The 15,230-nt window shown below is 67.3% G+C and carries 18 protein-coding genes; 5 read left to right on the top strand and 13 right to left on the bottom strand.

Going from position 1 to position 15,230, the window contains the following annotated elements; genetic code table 11:
• Positions 1 to 19: 19 nt before the first annotated feature.
• Positions 20 to 1,204 (top strand): L-2-hydroxyglutarate oxidase, encoded by a 1,185-nt coding sequence (gene lhgO, locus ATK36_RS15545; protein ID WP_098512164.1) that lies wholly within the window; start codon positions 20 to 22, stop codon positions 1,202 to 1,204.
• Between the two features lie 3 nt (positions 1,205 to 1,207).
• Here lhgO and ATK36_RS15550 read toward each other — a convergent pair whose 3' ends face one another.
• The 4 genes from ATK36_RS15550 to ATK36_RS15565 all read right to left on the bottom strand — a co-directional run bounded on the left by ATK36_RS15550 (position 1,208) and on the right by ATK36_RS15565 (position 3,987).
• Positions 1,208 to 1,510 (bottom strand): hypothetical protein, encoded by a 303-nt coding sequence (locus ATK36_RS15550; protein ID WP_211291883.1) that lies wholly within the window; start codon positions 1,508 to 1,510, stop codon positions 1,208 to 1,210.
• A gap of 170 nt (positions 1,511 to 1,680) precedes the next feature.
• Entirely contained in the window at positions 1,681 to 2,025 is a 345-nt protein-coding gene (locus ATK36_RS15555) for a hypothetical protein (RefSeq protein ID WP_245914767.1), read from the bottom strand.
• A 529-nt stretch (positions 2,026 to 2,554) separates the two neighbouring features.
• Positions 2,555 to 3,130 carry a class IV adenylate cyclase gene (locus tag ATK36_RS15560; protein WP_098512167.1) on the bottom strand — a complete coding sequence of 192 codons (576 nt, stop codon included), beginning with the start codon at positions 3,128 to 3,130 and terminating at the stop codon, positions 2,555 to 2,557.
• An 11-nt stretch (positions 3,131 to 3,141) separates the two neighbouring features.
• Positions 3,142 to 3,987 (bottom strand): helix-turn-helix domain-containing protein, encoded by an 846-nt coding sequence (locus tag ATK36_RS15565; RefSeq protein WP_098512169.1) that lies wholly within the window; start codon positions 3,985 to 3,987, stop codon positions 3,142 to 3,144.
• A 77-nt stretch (positions 3,988 to 4,064) separates the two neighbouring features.
• Here ATK36_RS15565 and ATK36_RS15570 point away from each other — a divergent pair, with 77 nt between their 5' ends.
• From ATK36_RS15570 to ATK36_RS15585, 4 genes are all read left to right on the top strand, one after another.
• The gene (locus tag ATK36_RS15570; RefSeq protein ID WP_141544447.1) at positions 4,065 to 4,343 is read left to right on the top strand and encodes a hypothetical protein; all 279 of its coding nucleotides are present in this window, start codon (positions 4,065 to 4,067) and stop codon (positions 4,341 to 4,343) included.
• On the top strand, positions 4,340 to 4,615 hold the full coding sequence (locus tag ATK36_RS15575; protein WP_211291884.1) for a hypothetical protein: 276 nt from the start codon (positions 4,340 to 4,342) through the stop codon (positions 4,613 to 4,615). The genes ATK36_RS15570 and ATK36_RS15575 overlap by 4 nt, the downstream gene beginning before the upstream one ends.
• Entirely contained in the window at positions 4,615 to 5,037 is a 423-nt protein-coding gene (locus tag ATK36_RS15580; protein WP_245914769.1) for a helix-turn-helix domain-containing protein, read from the top strand. The genes ATK36_RS15575 and ATK36_RS15580 overlap by 1 nt, the downstream gene beginning before the upstream one ends.
• A 217-nt stretch (positions 5,038 to 5,254) precedes the next feature.
• Entirely contained in the window at positions 5,255 to 6,073 is an 819-nt protein-coding gene (locus ATK36_RS15585) for a Scr1 family TA system antitoxin-like transcriptional regulator (RefSeq protein ID WP_098512172.1), read from the top strand.
• 173 nt (positions 6,074 to 6,246) lie between these two features.
• On the opposite strand, the gene ATK36_RS31490 is transcribed toward ATK36_RS15585, so the two are convergent.
• The 9 genes from ATK36_RS31490 to ATK36_RS15625 form a co-directional block, all read right to left on the bottom strand.
• The gene (locus tag ATK36_RS31490; RefSeq protein ID WP_141544448.1) at positions 6,247 to 6,657 is read right to left on the bottom strand and encodes a hypothetical protein; all 411 of its coding nucleotides are present in this window, start codon (positions 6,655 to 6,657) and stop codon (positions 6,247 to 6,249) included.
• Between the two features lie 213 nt (positions 6,658 to 6,870).
• Entirely contained in the window at positions 6,871 to 7,260 is a 390-nt protein-coding gene (locus tag ATK36_RS15590; RefSeq protein WP_098512173.1) for a histone-like nucleoid-structuring protein Lsr2, read from the bottom strand.
• Between the two features lie 173 nt (positions 7,261 to 7,433).
• Positions 7,434 to 7,952 (bottom strand): hypothetical protein, encoded by a 519-nt coding sequence (locus tag ATK36_RS15595; RefSeq protein ID WP_098512175.1) that lies wholly within the window; start codon positions 7,950 to 7,952, stop codon positions 7,434 to 7,436.
• A gap of 30 nt (positions 7,953 to 7,982) precedes the next feature.
• Complete coding sequence (locus tag ATK36_RS15600) at positions 7,983 to 8,975, bottom strand: sigma factor-like helix-turn-helix DNA-binding protein (protein ID WP_098512176.1); 993 nt, start codon at positions 8,973 to 8,975, stop codon at positions 7,983 to 7,985.
• A gap of 297 nt (positions 8,976 to 9,272) precedes the next feature.
• Complete coding sequence (locus tag ATK36_RS15605) at positions 9,273 to 9,572, bottom strand: hypothetical protein (protein WP_098512178.1); 300 nt, start codon at positions 9,570 to 9,572, stop codon at positions 9,273 to 9,275.
• A gap of 4 nt (positions 9,573 to 9,576) precedes the next feature.
• The gene (locus tag ATK36_RS15610) at positions 9,577 to 10,029 is read right to left on the bottom strand and encodes an endonuclease VII domain-containing protein (RefSeq protein WP_211291885.1); all 453 of its coding nucleotides are present in this window, start codon (positions 10,027 to 10,029) and stop codon (positions 9,577 to 9,579) included.
• Positions 10,026 to 10,736, bottom strand: coding sequence for an HNH endonuclease (locus ATK36_RS15615; protein ID WP_245914770.1), 711 nt, complete (start codon positions 10,734 to 10,736; stop codon positions 10,026 to 10,028). Before ATK36_RS15615 ends, ATK36_RS15610 begins: the two co-directional genes overlap by 4 nt.
• 16 nt (positions 10,737 to 10,752) lie before the next feature.
• On the bottom strand, positions 10,753 to 12,612 hold the full coding sequence (locus ATK36_RS15620; RefSeq protein WP_098512181.1) for a DNA polymerase: 1,860 nt from the start codon (positions 12,610 to 12,612) through the stop codon (positions 10,753 to 10,755).
• Positions 12,613 to 12,697: 85 nt separating this feature from the next.
• Positions 12,698 to 15,088 carry a phage/plasmid primase, P4 family gene (locus tag ATK36_RS15625; protein ID WP_098512182.1) on the bottom strand — a complete coding sequence of 797 codons (2,391 nt, stop codon included), beginning with the start codon at positions 15,086 to 15,088 and terminating at the stop codon, positions 12,698 to 12,700.
• Between the last annotated feature and the right edge of the window lie 142 nt (positions 15,089 to 15,230).

Consider the following 15,230-nt stretch of genomic DNA (forward strand, 5'->3'; position numbering starts at 1 on the left):
GCGCGTAGCCTTCCCTGCCGTGCGAAATGTCGTGGTGGTCGGTGGGGGAATCGTCGGCCTGGCCGTTGCCTGGGAGCTGTCGCAACGCGGTCAGGACGTGACTGTGCTGGAGAAGGAGTCCCGCTGGGCGGCGCACCAGACCGGGCACAACTCGAATGTGGTGCACGCCGGGCTGTACTACAAGCCGGGCTCGTTCAAGGCCCGCATGTCGGTGGCCGGCAACCGGTCCATTGTGGATTTCGCCCGGCAGTACGGGGTTCCGGTCCAGGTGTGCGGCAAGCTCGTGGTGGCCACGCGGGAGGAGGAGATCCCCGCACTGGACACGCTCGCCACCCGGGCCGAGGCCAACGGCGTGCCGGCCAAGCGGATCTCCCCCGCCGAGGCCCGCGAGTACGAACCGGAGGTCTCCTGTGTGGCGGCGCTGCGCGTGGACTCCACCGGGATCATCGACTTCCCCGCGGTGTGCTCGGCGCTGGTCCGGCTGCTCGACGAGGCCGACGCCGACCTGCGGCTCGGCACGCCGGTGCTCGGCATCCGGGCCGGCCGGAGCGGCGGCGTCGAGGTGGCCACCGGCACCGAGGTACTGCGGGCGGACGCGCTGGTCAACTGCGCGGGCCTGCACGCCGACCGGGTGGCCGAGCTGGCGGGTCTCACGCCGAGTGCGCGGATCGTGCCGTTCCGTGGCGAGTACTACGAACTCAAGCCGGATCGGCGGCACCTGGTGCGCGGCCTGATCTACCCGGTGCCGGACCCGACACTGCCGTTCCTCGGCGTGCACCTCACGCGGATGCTCGACGGCAGCGTGCACGCCGGCCCGAACGCGGTGCTCGCCCTGCGCCGCGAGGGATACCGCTGGGCAGACGTCTCCATGAAGGACCTCACGGACGTCGCGCGTTTCCCCGGCGTCTGGCGGCTGGCGCGCAAGTACGCCTACCCCACCGGGCTGGAGGAGGTGCGGCGGTCGTTCTCCAAGAAGCGCTTCGCGGCCAGCCTCGCCCAGCTCGTGCCCGCGGTGACCGAAGACGACATCGTGCGCCACGGCTCCGGCGTACGCGCGCAAGCACTTCGGCCGAACGGCGCACTCGTGGACGACTTCCTCATCGAGTCCGCGCGGAACCAGGTGCACGTGCTCAACGCACCCAGCCCCGCGGCCACCAGCGCCCTGGAGATCGCCAAGCACATAGCCGACCGCGTGTCCGCCTGACTCTCAGCCGGGCAGATTCCCAGCCACCATGGGAATCCCGGCCTTCACCGCGTCGCAGGCCCCGTTCGGATCGTCCAGGTCGCCGCTCACGATCTGGATCGAGGAGGTGGCCGAGACCGCCAGCCCGGCCGCGCAGTTCACCCCGTCCGAGTCGGTGAAGTTGGCGAACAGCGACCACTTCCGGCCACCCGCGTCGATCTGCTGCGCCTGCCCGGGTTTCACCAGCGTGCACGGGTCGAGCGAGGCCAGCGGCCCGGACGGCAGCGCGATGGAAGCCAGCGACGGCGACGGCCGGCCGGCCGGCAAATGCGCGGCGCGGCCGCCTCCTCCAGCGCACAGGCACTGCCATGAACCCCGGCGTTTCCTCCCCGGCCCGCACCCTACTGACCGCACGCCCCGCACACCTGCGGAACGCCGAGGTCAGACACGGTGCCGAGGAGGAACGAGAACCGGGCACGCAGCGGCGTGAACGACCGTCAGGCCTTCGGCACCGCACGACGCACGACGATCGAGGTCGCCGCGGTGAAACTCACCGCCACCAGGGCAACGGCGAAGGCGGCGGTCAACGCCCCCGCACTCACCGGGGTGCTGCCCCTCCCGTCCGCGATCACCACCAGGATCAGAACCCCCAGCACCACCGTCACCACCGCGCACAGCCACATGGCCAGCACACCTCGACGAACTCCGGCGAAGAACTGCGCGTCGGCCGCCGGGGAGGTCGGTACACGGTTCTTCGCCACACCGACGATGACCCCGCTGATCAGCAAGGAAAACGCCGCACCTCCGATGAAGATCAGCCCGAAGTAGAACGGTTCCGGCAAAGTTGGTCGGGGACCTAGCAGCGGGCGATGCGGAGGTGTGTGCGACCACCTCGTGGCGTGCGCCGGACCGGTTTCGGGTCTGTGAAGGGGCCCTTCACGGACTCAGAGTCTGTGAAGGGCCCCTTCACGGAACGGCAGCTTCTTACCTGCGAAAACTCTCTGAAAAGGGCTCTGAACTGCTGAAATTCACCCGGTCAGTACCCGTTGTTTCCTAGCTGTATCGGTCGTCGTGCGTACCCGGCGTGTACCGGTACTGCTGGTATGAATGCCCCCACTGAGTCACCGGTGGGGGCATTCATAGTTCCTGGAGCGAAAGTGGTCCGTCTTGTTCCGTCCACGCTCGCAAGAGGGGCGGGCGCCGCCCGAAGTTAGGAGTTCGGCGGGCGACCGGTTGACGCTCCAGCTCGACCTGATGGCCGAGTTTGTGACTACGCCCGCCGAGTCGGCACCCTTGTTGCGGCGGCCCAGCACCTTCCGCTAAGGGCATACGCGCAGCCATCGGCCAGTTTCATGGCAGCCGGAGGTTGCATCACGTGCCTGGTGAACTGTCGCGCTTCGCCGAGACCATGTCGGTGTAGGACCGCTCCACCGCGTCATCCTTGGTCACGCCGAGGTCGTCGAGCACAGCGCGCACGGACCGCAGCGCCTCAGCGAGGTCGTGCGGCTCGGCCATGGTCTCCAGCTCAATGAACGTTTGCCCGGCAAGCTCCGGGATCGTGACGACTGTCGCGAGCATGTCCCGGCCATCGGCCGTGAAGCGATAGTTCTCGCAGTGCTTCTCCAGCGCGATCAGCTCGACGAGCCCGAGCGCGGAGAAGATCTTGCACATGACCGGCGGGTCGTCGGCTGCCGTCTCGTATTCCGGCTTGGACCGCGACGCCGCGTCGGCCGGTGGTTCCTTGTACGTGACAACCGTGCGCTGGCGATCGCCGGTCGTGATCGTACGCACGCGCAACTCGTATCCGGCGTGGTCCATCGAATGGTCGGGCCGGTCGAAGTAGGTGTCGGAGTAGACCGAATATTCCGGCTCGGCGCGTTCGGAGAGCGCTGCCCGCACACGGTCGGGATCCCGGACGACGGCCGTCAGCTCGGCCTCAACGGGCACGCGGCACCTCCCTAAACGACGCGGCGTGAGGTCCGCCGCAGCTCGTCCATGAACCTACGGAACCCTCGGTGCAGCGCGCCATGGGGAGAACCGGTGATCTTGTACATTGGCGACGTGTGACCTTCGTGGCGGTCGCCGAACGCCGAAATGAACAGGGTCGAGTCGAGTCCGATCACGCGCCACGTCGGCAGCACGTCATAGGTGTGTGCCTCGACCTCGGCGCCTTCGGCCGCGAGGTCTCGTAGCAGCTCGATGGAGAGTCGGATTCCGGCGGAGAAGCTGCCTGGTTGCTCGCCGATCTCGGCAGCGCGGCGCACGGCAGCCTCGCCGTCCGGGTCGAGCAGCAACACCCGCACCGCAGCCGAACCTTGCCGAACGTGGGCACGCAACAGCGAGTCGTTCATGCCGAGGATGCCGAGCCCCCGCACGGCCAGCACCTCGACCTCGGTGGCTTCGCTAGCGCGCTGTTCGAGTTCTATACGTGCCTTGGATTGCGAGGGGAACACGGCCAGAATCTCGGCCCGGCCGCTGGCGCCAAGGTGGTCCAGGCCAGCCGGATGCACAGGCGCCAGGCCGAGCAGCATCCGCGCGTCGTCAGGCATCTCCAGGCCAGCTGCGATCCGCTCGAACAGTTCCAGAGTCGTCACGGTCCGGTTGCCGCGCAGGATCTCCGAGACCCGCCCCTGCAGCATGCCGACCGCGACGGCTACCCGGCTTTGACTCGCGCCGGTGTACTTCTGGGCCGACCTCAGCAGCGCACCGACATCGCGTTCCTTCAGTGCATCGCGGACTTCGGCGCGGCGCCAAGCCCAATCCGGCAGCCTCAGCGGCCCGCCCTTACTTCTCGGATCAACCATCTCACCATGGTACTTCTCACAGTGAGATACCTGCCGTGGTATGGAGGAGACACGCTAGGTAGTCGACCCTTCATGCCATGGGGACGAGGGTTGTAGGACGACAGCCACAGCGCTACCGGGCGCCGGGGACGACGGATCTGACGTGGCGGGTGCACACGGACCGGATGCACGGGCGGCTCCGGACAGCGCACCTCTACCTGAAGCGGTACCTCGCGGATCCGCTGGTGTGGTGGCTGGTCCCGTGGGGCTCAGTCGACACGCTCTACCCGGTGCGGCATGAGCGTGGCGACCTCGACTTGGCGGGGTTCGTGGACGCCTACTGGTGCCCTGCCTGCAGCGGGCAGGTCCAGCAGTGACCGCGCTGATCTATGTCGATCCGGAGGCTATCCGCCCGGTGATCGACGGGGTGTGGCACATGACCGAACTCTCGGCTGTCCCGGCGCCGGGCGACGAGATCGCGATGCTGTGCGGCGTCACGGCGCCGGCCGCTTTCGTGCCGCCATCCGGGCCGACCAACCACGCAGTACCGACCCAGTGCTCGTACTGCGATGTGGAGTACCGCCGCGCCCGAGGGTGGGCGATCCGCCCCGAGCACCCAGGGCTGAGCCCACGCTCGGGGAGGCAGTGATGGGGGTGTGGATCCGCCACGACGGCTCGGAGGTGCTGACCGACCCGGAGACTGGCGACATCATCGACGAGACCCCTGCGACCCCCACGGCGTGCCGGGCGGCCAGGAACATCGCGATGATGGAGGCCTGGCGGGCCGGCGAGTCCCTGACCGAGATCGCGCAGCGGGCCGGACTCTCCCTGTCCTGGACAGGCCGCCTCCTCCGGCAGCTCGGCGCTGAGCTGCCAGATCAGCGCCAGGGCGTCAAGCGAAAGGATCTCGACGAGGCCGCGATCATCCGGGAGTACCAGGACGGCGCCAGCATGCTCGCGCTCGCCGACCGGCACCACGCCACCTACTGGAGCGTGCGACGGCTACTCCAGAAACGCGGCGTGCAGATTCGATCGCACTGCGGCCAGAACGTCAGAAAGCGAACACGATGACCTCCTCACTGCGCGAAGAGTGGGCACGCCAGTACGTGGAAGACCGCCTCACCATCACCGAAATCGCCGACGCCCACAAAACGGGGCACAACACCGTGCGGCGAGCACTCGGGCGGCTCGGGGTACTCCGGCCACCCGGCTACCCCTCCAGCCACGCCGGACACGGCCCGGACACACCGGCCCCAGCACCCAGCCCATCCCCGAGGACAACACGCCAATGAACACGCAACGAAGGAACAACATACTGCTGGGTATCGCGCTCCGCGCCGCCCGGCAGCGGCGGCACTGGGGGCTGCGGGAGCTGGCACGGCGGATCGGGGCGAACCAGGCCTACGTGTCGAACTGGGAACTCGGGCAGCGCAGAGCACGCCCCGAGACCGTGGCACGCATCCTCGGCGCGCTCGGCGTCACAGGCGAGGACGCCCGCTGGCTCCAGCACCTCGCCCACACCACCCACACCGGACTGATCATCTGCGGCCCCGACCACCCCCACTACCGCGCCGCAGTCCGTGACTGCACAGAACTCTCCGAGTCGATCCAGGTGTGGCACCCTCACCTGATCCCGGACATCCTCCAGATCCCCGACTACACCATGGCCGTCCTGCGCGCCCAGGGCGTCGACACGCCGACCGCGCGGCGGCTCACAGCCGCCCGCGCGGAAAGCACCACCCTGATCACCGGCGGCACCACCCCGATCACCGCCTACCTCACACGTGCCGCCCTCACGCAGCAGCACCTCGACACACCCACGATCATGACCCGGCAGCTCGCGCACCTCGAATCCCTCACCACCACCACAAACCTCACCCTCCGCATACTGCCGGGCCACGTGGCCCTGGGATTCCCCGGCCCGTTCACTCGCTTCTCCGCATACTCAGCGCCCATCGTCCATATCCCCCACCACGCCGAGGCAGGCGCCGTCATCCCCGACCAGGACGGCCACTACACCGCCATCACCGACCGCCTCGCCAAACACGCCACCAAACACCAGCCATCCCTCACAGCTATGCGCGAACTCATTTCGGACGACCACTAGATCTCCCGGCCGCCGCATGCCTCCCTCGCACGGTGCGGCGGCCGGGTCCCACCGCCGATGACGGTGGTGGGCTGCGGGTCCGGCATCCCTCCCTTGCTGGTGCCAGAGCAAGGCTCTTTATATCTATCAGGTGTTTCTCGTTGTGAAGTAGGGGGCGTGCGACCATCGCCGGTCTAGTTTTCACAATTTTTCGGCCCATATTTTTCATTTTGATGGGCTAGCGTGCGGTCGTCCGCGCTGCGGACGCTCACGCTCTGAAAATTTACCTGTGCATCGCTGGCAGCTTTGCGTCCCGCTTCGCATGCGGCGAGGGTTGCTGCTTTCTCGGCTTTGGTGAGCGTGGTTGTCACGATGACGGCTTCGCCGTCCAGCTTGATCTCCGTGACTTGAGCCGCCCATCCGGCAGACTTGGTTGCGTTGCTGAAGTGGTCGCGGAGGGCTGCTGCGTTGTCGGCGGCCTGTGCGGTGCCTGCGGTCGGCGCGGGTGCCGCAGGAGGTGCAGGCGTGGCGCCGCAAGCAGTAGAGAGCCACAGTGCGGCCGTGGCGGTTGCGGCTGCGAGGACTCGCCGCGCGGCTGCTGTCACGTGGGTATGGGTCACGCATGCGTATCGACAGGAAGCAGACAATAGTTACTTGTAGTGCACACCACGCGCGCCCTGATACAAGAAAAGCCCCCCACCCGTGAGGGTGGAGGGCTTTCCTGTTTCGGGTTAGAACCGGCGTGTAAGTCCGTCCCCGCCCGAAGACGCCGACAGGTTACCAGCCGGAACTATCCTCCAGGGACGGCCGTTACGTCCCTACTTTGCGGCGGCGGTCTTGCGCGGTCCGCGCTTGCGGGTGGGCTTGGGCCGCTCCGGTGCACGCTGCGCTTCGCGGTACTGCTCCAAGAGGTCGGCGGAGACTCGGCCGATGCGTGCTACCGCTATGCCTTGCTCGATCGCCCAGGCGCGCGCCGCGCTGGTCTCTCCGCTGCGTCGCGGAACAGGCGCGCCGGTGCCCCGGTTCTTCCTGCCGCCAGTCCGGCGGGCCGCGTTGACGAAGCGGGCCAGTTCGTCACGTAGAGCGCGTGCGTTGTGCTCGGACAGGTCAATTGCATATTTGGCGCCGTCGAGCCCGAAGTGAACCGAGGTTGCTCCGGTGGTGCCGTCTATGTCGTCCAGCACTTCGACTGCTACACGTTGTGCCACGTGATCATGTCCTTTGCTCTTTGAATCATCCGCGTGTTTCCTTCAGTCTACCGCGCGGGCTCAGGTCCCTCTTTTGTTCCCTTGACTTTCAATTATTTGCAACGCGTAACTTGTGACGGGCACCCTATGCAGAAATGGGGCCGACCGCTGGGTAGTTGCGGAGTGAAGCGGCGTTACGCAGCGCGCTCTTCGGTATCGGTGACGACCCATTCCGCTGCGTCGAAAAGGTCGACTTCATCGACTTCGAAGACGGTCGCGGTGATACGAAGGGCGGTTGCCCTGCGGAAGAGTTCAGCGACAGACAGGGCTTGCCCGGCTTGTTCGGTACCGGGGCCGGCCTGCGTGGTGCCAGCGACGGTGAGCCGGTCTGCCAGGTCTGCGGCGTCCTTGCGAGCGAGGACCACGCTCCGGCATGTCCCACCGTCGATACCTGCGGAAACGAGTATGCCGGGCTGGTCGGTGGTGCGTCCGAGGTAGACCCCGTGCACTTCGGCGGCTTTCCCGTGCTCGCTGAGTAGCTGGTGAAGCTTGTCGCCGAGCGCGCGGGCCTGCGCTGCGGTGAAACTCAACTCGGCCACGTCGGGCTGTCCGTCGTCCTGCCCGGCTTGGCTCACGGTGAGGAAAATCGCCGATTCGGTTACCGCGAATCCGGCATAGTCGCCTTCGTCGGCGGCGCATCGGTAAATGCGCATAGGTCTCCAATGTGTTTTCACGGAACAGGGTTAGGTCAGGCAGGGCACGCTTACGTGCCTGCGTTGCTGGCAGATGATCGGCGCGATGTCTGCGGTGGGAGCCTCTGCCCCCGCGAGCCCGATGTCGGATGCTGCGTGCATGAGTTTGGTGAGCGCGGACGCGCGTAGCCGCTTGACGTGGCGGCTGGACATGCCGAGCAGTGCGGCAGCTTCCTCGGTTGTGGCCGCTGTCCCGGTGAATCCGTACACAGCGTTGATGATGTCGTTTTCCCGGGCCGTCAAATCGGCACGGTCGATGAGGCGCCGGACTGTGACGCGATGCTCGGCCCGGTCGAACTCGTCGGCCGCTGCGGGGTCGGCGGTGGTCTCAGCGAAGGTCAGGCCGCCGCCGGTAGCGGCGTCGCCCCACTGGACTGGCGTGCCGAATACGGAGCCGTGCACAGTCCAGAAGTGCCGCAGCGTCCACCCGAACTGTGCTCGCGCATACTGCACCGCGGCCACCGTGTCATAGGTGTAGGCGGTGGTCATGGTGGCGTTCAGGGCCTCGCGCAGCCTGCGTCGTTCCCGGCCTGGGATGGGCGGGCGTCCTGGACGTTGCGAATCGACCAGGTCCACCAGGTGGCGCCGGATCGCGCGGCCAATGTAAGGGCCGACCTTGCCGCCGAACTTCTCCGAAATCATCCCGCTTCGACTGTCTTGGATGAGCCGGATCGCGGCTTCCTGGTGAAGGTCTTCGCGGCCTAACGCGCTGTCCCCGGTTGCGCGTGCTGCGGTCCGTTCGAGGTCGGCGGCGGCTCGCACGTAAAGCGGCAGCTCCGCCGCGCGGTCTCCCCCGGCTGCGGCTGATACCAGGTCCGGAGTGTCCCGGTGGTCAGCGTGTGCGTTCCCGGCGAGCACGTTGCTCGCCAGTCGCGCAAGGTGCCCCGGCAGTGCTGCGCCCTGTGCCTGGACAGGTCGGTTCGCGTCCATCTGTTCGCGGAACGTGGTTGCTAGCGCGCCCTGCTGGGTGGTGCCCGTACTCAACTTTCCCCTCTCCTTCGGTCCCCCGACCGGATGCCCTCGGTTCACCAAACTAGCGGGGCGCACCGCCACCTCGCCCCCGCAAAAATGGTTTCGGAAGGCCTGTAACGCCCAGGTCAACGGTGTAAACAAAGTTTATGATCAAGAAACCGCAGGCCCAGGCGTGTCGCATAGTAGAACGCGTGTTCGATCTTGGCAGAACTCGCGGCGATCTAGTGACAAGCGTCATGTTTGACGCCTGGTGTCCGATTGATCCTTCCGGGTGATTTTGTGGTGTTCACTCCAACGGTGGATGCGGAGTCAGTCCCGGTCGAGCACCCGCGCTGTTCGCTGGGCGTGGCGGTGGGCTGCTTCGGCATGGAGTACCGCCTGCTCCGCGTGGTGGCGGGTGCGACGCAGCGCGGTGTACACCCCGGCTTCGTCCCGGGCGATCACCAGGTCTTCAACGGGGCGCCGCACTCCGTCAGTGGAGCGGGACCGAACGCCGTCGGGTGTGGCTACGGTCGCGACGTCGGCCACGTCCGAGACGGAGAGGAACGCATCGGCCGCCGACCGGAGGCGCTGCGCGATGCACGCGAAACTGTCATCTTTGAGGGTCATTTGATCAATTCTTTTCTGTTTCAGTAATGGCAAGCAATTCATCTCCGCGCGCGAGGTATGCGATAGCTGCGTGTAGCGTTTCCGTGCTCTCGCGGAAGTGGCCGAGACCGGCATTGCAGGAGTGACACAGCAGGGCGCGCACGGTGCCGGAATGGTGGTCGTGGTCGACCATGAGCCCGAGCGGAAGCCGGTCTTCGTGCCGTCCGCAGAGCGCGCAGCGGTAGCGCTGTGCGGCCCGCAGTTCGTCCACGTCGTCGGCGGTGATCCCGTAACGGGTGACGTACCGGCGGTTGCGCGCCGCGTCCCGGGTGACCTGGTGGCGGATAGCGGCGGCCCGCCGGGTGCAGACGGCACACACGCCCCGGCGGCCGTCCCGGCTCGACTCCCGCCGGTAGAACTCGGACATGGGCTTGAGCAGCCCGCAGTGCGTGCAGACCTTCGCGGCCGGGGCGGTCACGCGGGTGTCCACGTTCGCCAGAGCTCCCGGACGGCGGCCCGCTGGTCGTCGGTCAGCTCGTCGAGCCTGCCCGGCAGCCATCCGCCCAGTGCCCGGCCGCCCTTGGACAGGTTGCAGTCCGCGCAGGCCGTGGCCAAGTTCCACGGCGCGTCGTCCCCGCCGAGAACGAGCGGCCACACGTGGTCGATGTGCGCGGCTGTCCCGCCGCAGTAGGCGCACCTGTCTCGGTAGAGCCGCCGCAGCCACGGCACGTCATAGGGCAGGGCGTACACGGCCCGCTTGGCGGCCCGTACGGCGTGTCCCCGGGCGCGTTGCCGATCCCGGTAGGAGGGGAAGACCCGGTACGCCTGGCCTTCGAACTCGCGGAAGTACCTCACTGCCTGCGCTGCGAGCGCGTCCAAGCACGCCCCGACGTCGTCCGGCGGTTGTGGTGTGCACAGCAAGGTGCCCGCGGCCGGCTCGAGTGCCCCCGGTTGTGGTGCACACGCCAACACGGCTCCCGCTTCGGCCCGCAGCGCGACGTGATGAGCCTCCGCCCGCAGCGCGGTCTGGTCGACGTCGCCGTACTGCGCGAGTAGCCGTGCCGTCTCCTGCCGACGACGCGTCTTGAAGTGGTCGGCCGCGCATGAGCGGCACAGGAACAGCTTGCGTGGCCACATCGGGTAGACGTGCACACCTTCGGTAGCGCCGCAGCGGCACCGCGCCATGGTTTCCCCCTTTCGTCTAGGCGGCAGCCCCGTAGAGAGATCCCCACGTGCGCCCGCCGATTTCCAAATCGGTCGTGAGCGGCACGCCGAAGAAGTCGTCTACCGCCATTGCCGTTTGGATCTCCCGGCCGATTTCCTTCGCGTCGTCGGCCGGAGCCACGAACACCACTTCGTCGTGAACCGGGAGCCGCAGGAATTCGGTTAGCCCGCGCTCGTCGAGCCGCAACAGCGCTTCGGCGAGAACATCCCGAGCAGTACTCTGAACCATGTAGTTGGTGGCCGCATAGAGCCGCTTCCGGTCGAGCGGAAGCCGACGCCCGGCGGGCGTGACGACTTCCTTTACGCCCCACTCGGCGCGGCTCTGCAACCGCTTTGAGTACCGGCGAACTCCGGCATAAGCCCGGTCGTAGGCGCGGATGGCAGCCTTGACTTGGTCGAGCGGTGCCCCGGTCTGTCGGCTCAAGGTGTCCGGGCCTCCGCCGTAGACCTTGCCGAAACCGATCCCCTTGCAGACTTTCCGGTGGTACTCGGTGAAGCCGGGGCCGTAGATCAGCTCCGCCGTGAAGGCGTGCAAGTCCTTGCCCGCGTGGATTGCTGCGGTCATCTGGACGTCGCCGGACAGCGCGGCGAGCACACGCAGCTCTACCGCCTGGTAGTCGACCGTGCCGACCACGCACCCGGGTTCGGCTTGCATGGCGCGCCGGATTACCCAGTCCCCGGAAGGGAGTTGCTGAAGCGGTGGCCGGGAAATGGACATGCGCGCGGTGCGTGCCTGAAGGCTCGCGATGTCCGGGTGAATCCGGTCCCGTGTGTCGCGCCGGGACAGCATGGCGTCCGCATAGGACGTTGCCCACTTCGATGCGCGCTTCGCCCGAAGTACCGCGTCCGCAAGGGGATTCGCCTCTCGGGCTCCGATGCGTTGCCACTTGCGGTCAAGGTCGGCGAGCGGAAGTAAAACTTCCTTGTCAACCTTGATCGCCCCGGATTCCGTTGTCTCCGAGAGGTTCTCGCCCATTCCTTCGAGCGCTGCGGAAATCTGCGCCGGAGCGTTGACCGACGACACGCCGAACCGGCGGGCTACTGCGCTCCACTCGTCTGCTTCGGCAAGCAGCCGCGCGGCAAGAGTTTCGGTGTACTCGACGTCCAACAGGAACCCGCGCGCTTCTATCCGCGCGCACACCAACGCCACCGCGTGCTCAAACTCCGAGAGCCGCCCGTACCCGGCGAACTCCACGAGCGGCCCCAGCACGGCGAACAGCCGGGCCGTCAAGATGACGTCCAGTCCGGCGTACAAGGTGTACAGCGGGTTGTCCAAGTCGATTGCGGCCCACCCGGTTTCCTTGGTGTGCCCGAGCTTCCGGAACTCGGCGTACAGCCCGGCTTGCGTGTCCGGCGCGTCCGGGTCGACGTGGCGAGCGGACAAGGGCTTGAGTCCCTGCCCGATGCCTCCAGGGTCCTGCGGACCGCGCGGGTCCAGGAGATGCGCGAGAATGCGAGTGTCGGTGATCCTGCGCCACAGGCTCACGAGATCCACGCCAAGATGAGCAGCGACCGCGAGCGCATCAAACTTCGCGTTGTGCGCCAACAGGTACGGCAAGGATTCGAGAGCCTCTCGCACAGCGGCTTGTGGTGCACACACCAGGCCGGCCGCGGAGTCGACCGGAAGCACCCACGCTTCCCGTTCGGTGCCGAACTGGACCAGGCGCACGCGGAACCCGGCTGCGTAGATGTCGAGCCCAGTTGTCTCCGTGTCGAACGCAATCGGGCGATTGTGGTTACTGCGGCACCAATCCAGGAACGCGCGGACGTCCTCGGACGTCTCGACGCTGCGGACTATGACCGGCTCTCCGGCAATCCGGTAGTGCTGTACGCGCATGGTCCCCCCTTGCCGTGAGCGCGCAGAACTGACCGGTCCGCAAGGAAAATCCTTCGGTCCAGCCTGTCTGCCTTGGTGGTTGTGGTTACCCCGCGTGAATCTCGTCCGGCCGCGCAGCGCGCACGCCGATCAGCTTCTTGCCCGCGTTCGCGCGGACGCTCTTCACCTTGCGCGATTCCAGGTTGCGCGTGAATTCCCTTGGACCCCAGCGAAGAACTTGCATGACCTGTTCTTCGTCTCGCCAGTTCTGGAACATGTCCCACGCCTGCTTTTGCAAGATGCTGCCCTCCGGGTCGTGCACGAGCACGCCCGGCAAGAAGCCGTCCAACAGGTCGGATTGTTGCCGGTACTCGGCGACGGCCGCCCGGACGGACGCGGGTTCACGCAGGCCCCCGGCGTACCATTCGGCCGCCCCCTGCACGGCCCACGCGAGGATGCCCGGCGCTTCGGCGAGCAAGGCCCGTGAAAGCATCGGGTCCTTGTCCGCGTCGCTGAACGAGCGCACGAACGGGATAAGCCTTGTTCTGCGCCAAAAGCCGTCATCCTGCCCGCGAACGTCGGGCCGGTAGTTCGTGGCCATGAGCATGAGCGCGGTGGGGTTGAACGTAAAGATGCCCTTGTACAGCTCGCGCGCGGTGACCGGGTCCCCCGCGGTGAGTTGTTTAAGAAGCGCTTCGTTCAGCCGGAGCCCTTCGGACAGCTCCGAGAGCACTGCGAGCCGGACACCCCGCAGAGCGGCAAGGGCCGGATTCGCTGCGCCCGGGTCGTAGCTGCGCTGGTAGGCGACCGCAGCCTGTGACACGTGCCCCGTGATCCCGCGCAGCACGTCCGCCAAACTGTTGACGAACACGCTCTTGCCGTTGGAACCGTGCCCGTACAGCAGCGCGAAGACATGTTCCCGGGTCTCGCCGGTGATCCCGTATCCGATCAGCCGCCGCATGTAGCCGGGCAACTCGGGGTCATCCGGGAAGATCTCCCCGAGGAACTGTGTCCATCGTGGACACTGCGCGTCCGGGTCGAAGTCGGCGCGGATGAGCTTGGTCAGCCGGTCGTCCCGGGCGTGCGCCCTAAGCTGCCCTGTCCGCAGATCCACTGTGCCGTTGTTGAACGTCAGCAGGTGCGGGTGTGCGTCGAAGTCCTCCACGTCGTGTCCGGTGATCGTGCGCAGGTGTTCCAGCGCGGCCCGGATGCCGGAATCCATGTGCATCCGGCGCGCGGTCTTCAGCGCTTCCTTGTACGCCAGGGAGTCGCCGCCGTGTGCCTCTCGGACTTCGGCAAGCTCGGCCGTCATCGCGTCGGCGACCCGGTGCCCGATGGCGCGTTCACGGGTCGTGCTCATCACCGACCACACTTTCCCGGTCCACGTGAGGAACCCGACGCCATCCACATAGGCGGTGTCGGCTCCGACGATGTCCAGCGCCCGACGGGCGTTCGCGATGTCGGTCCCCTCCATCGGGACCCGCTCCCGGCGGGGCCGGGCCGGCTTCGGCGGCGTCTTCTCCGGAGCGGTCCACGCGGGCGCATCGGAGACCGCCTGGTGCAACGCGGCGGCGAAGGCGGCCTTCTCTGCGGCGCGCCAATCGGCTAGGTCTTTCCGCCCGGCCGGAATAGTGAGCACCCGCGACGGGCGGCCCAGCTCGGCCAGACGCGCGCCAAGGGCTTCGTTGAACTCGCGGCCGGAACGGTCGTTGTCCCCCGCGAGTACAAACCGCGCCCCTTCGGCCGCGCCGTCGACCAGCTCCCGCGCGGTGCGCGCCGAGCGAGCGACTCCGGAGCCCCGGACGGCCACGGCGGTGTACCCGGCGGCCACGGCTGTGAGTGCGTCCCCCGGCCCCTCAGCCACAAGGACCGTGTCGAAGCTCCCGGAGGTGCGGAACACCCCCGTTGCCGACCACCTCATACCTTCGGCCGGGCTTGCGAGGTTCACCCAGCGGGCCGGGCACGCGCCCCCGACGTCGCGGCCCTGAAGCCCGCGCGGGGTCCCGTGCCAGTCGAGCATGGGCACGACAAGCCGGGGATGCGCGGTGTATGCCTGCGTGCGGAAGTCACGGCCCGGGGTGTTCACCGTGCCGTCGTCGTACCCAAGCTGAAGCTCTCGCCCCATGTCCTCGGTCACCCCGAAGCGCTCGAAGGCGTACGCGGCGCTCTCGGAGCTGGGAAGGCGGCTGGCTGCGGCGGTGACGTACTGCATGAGCGCTGCGACGGCGCCCGGGTCCAGGTCGACGGGCGGGACGTCGGAGAGCGTCGGCTCACCGGTCACCCGGAACAGGTCGGCCGTCCTTAGCCCGGCGGCCGTCAGCACCGCGTCGGCGGAGCACCCGGCGCGGCAGTGGATCAGCGCCCGTCCGTCGGGCTTGAGCGAGACGAACAAGGACGGACGTCCGTCCTTGTGCGCCGGGCAGGTCACCAGGACCCCGCCCCGGTCTTCGAGCACGGCCCCGCCGCCGAGTTGCTGAAGCAGCGCGTCAACGTGCATGAACAGACTTCTCCTCTTCTTTGGTGTGTGCACCACATGTGATCCCCGCGGCCGACGTCGGTGTGTGCACAACAAATAACGCACCGAAGAAACTTACGCAAGCTCCAAACTGACGTTTCCACTGATCCACGTGATCTAGATC

Origin of the sequence: Amycolatopsis sulphurea (assembly GCF_002564045.1) — a bacterium.
Lineage (GTDB): Bacteria > Actinomycetota > Actinomycetes > Mycobacteriales > Pseudonocardiaceae > Amycolatopsis > Amycolatopsis sulphurea.

Coding starts and splice junctions, on each gene's coding strand:
- ATK36_RS15565 (WP_098512169.1), bottom strand. CDS start 3,987: ATGGTTGATCCGAGAAGTAAGGGCGGGCCGCTGAGGCTGCCGGATTGG.
- ATK36_RS15605 (WP_098512178.1), bottom strand. CDS start 9,572: ATGACCCTCAAAGATGACAGTTTCGCGTGCATCGCGCAGCGCCTCCGG.
- ATK36_RS15585 (WP_098512172.1), top strand. CDS start 5,255: ATGAACACGCAACGAAGGAACAACATACTGCTGGGTATCGCGCTCCGC.
- ATK36_RS15615 (WP_245914770.1), bottom strand. CDS start 10,736: ATGGCGCGGTGCCGCTGCGGCGCTACCGAAGGTGTGCACGTCTACCCG.
- ATK36_RS15620 (WP_098512181.1), bottom strand. CDS start 12,612: ATGCGCGTACAGCACTACCGGATTGCCGGAGAGCCGGTCATAGTCCGC.
- ATK36_RS15580 (WP_245914769.1), top strand. CDS start 4,615: ATGGGGGTGTGGATCCGCCACGACGGCTCGGAGGTGCTGACCGACCCG.
- ATK36_RS15625 (WP_098512182.1), bottom strand. CDS start 15,088: ATGCACGTTGACGCGCTGCTTCAGCAACTCGGCGGCGGGGCCGTGCTC.
- ATK36_RS15570 (WP_141544447.1), top strand. CDS start 4,065: ATGGGGACGAGGGTTGTAGGACGACAGCCACAGCGCTACCGGGCGCCG.
- ATK36_RS15595 (WP_098512175.1), bottom strand. CDS start 7,952: ATGCGCATTTACCGATGCGCCGCCGACGAAGGCGACTATGCCGGATTC.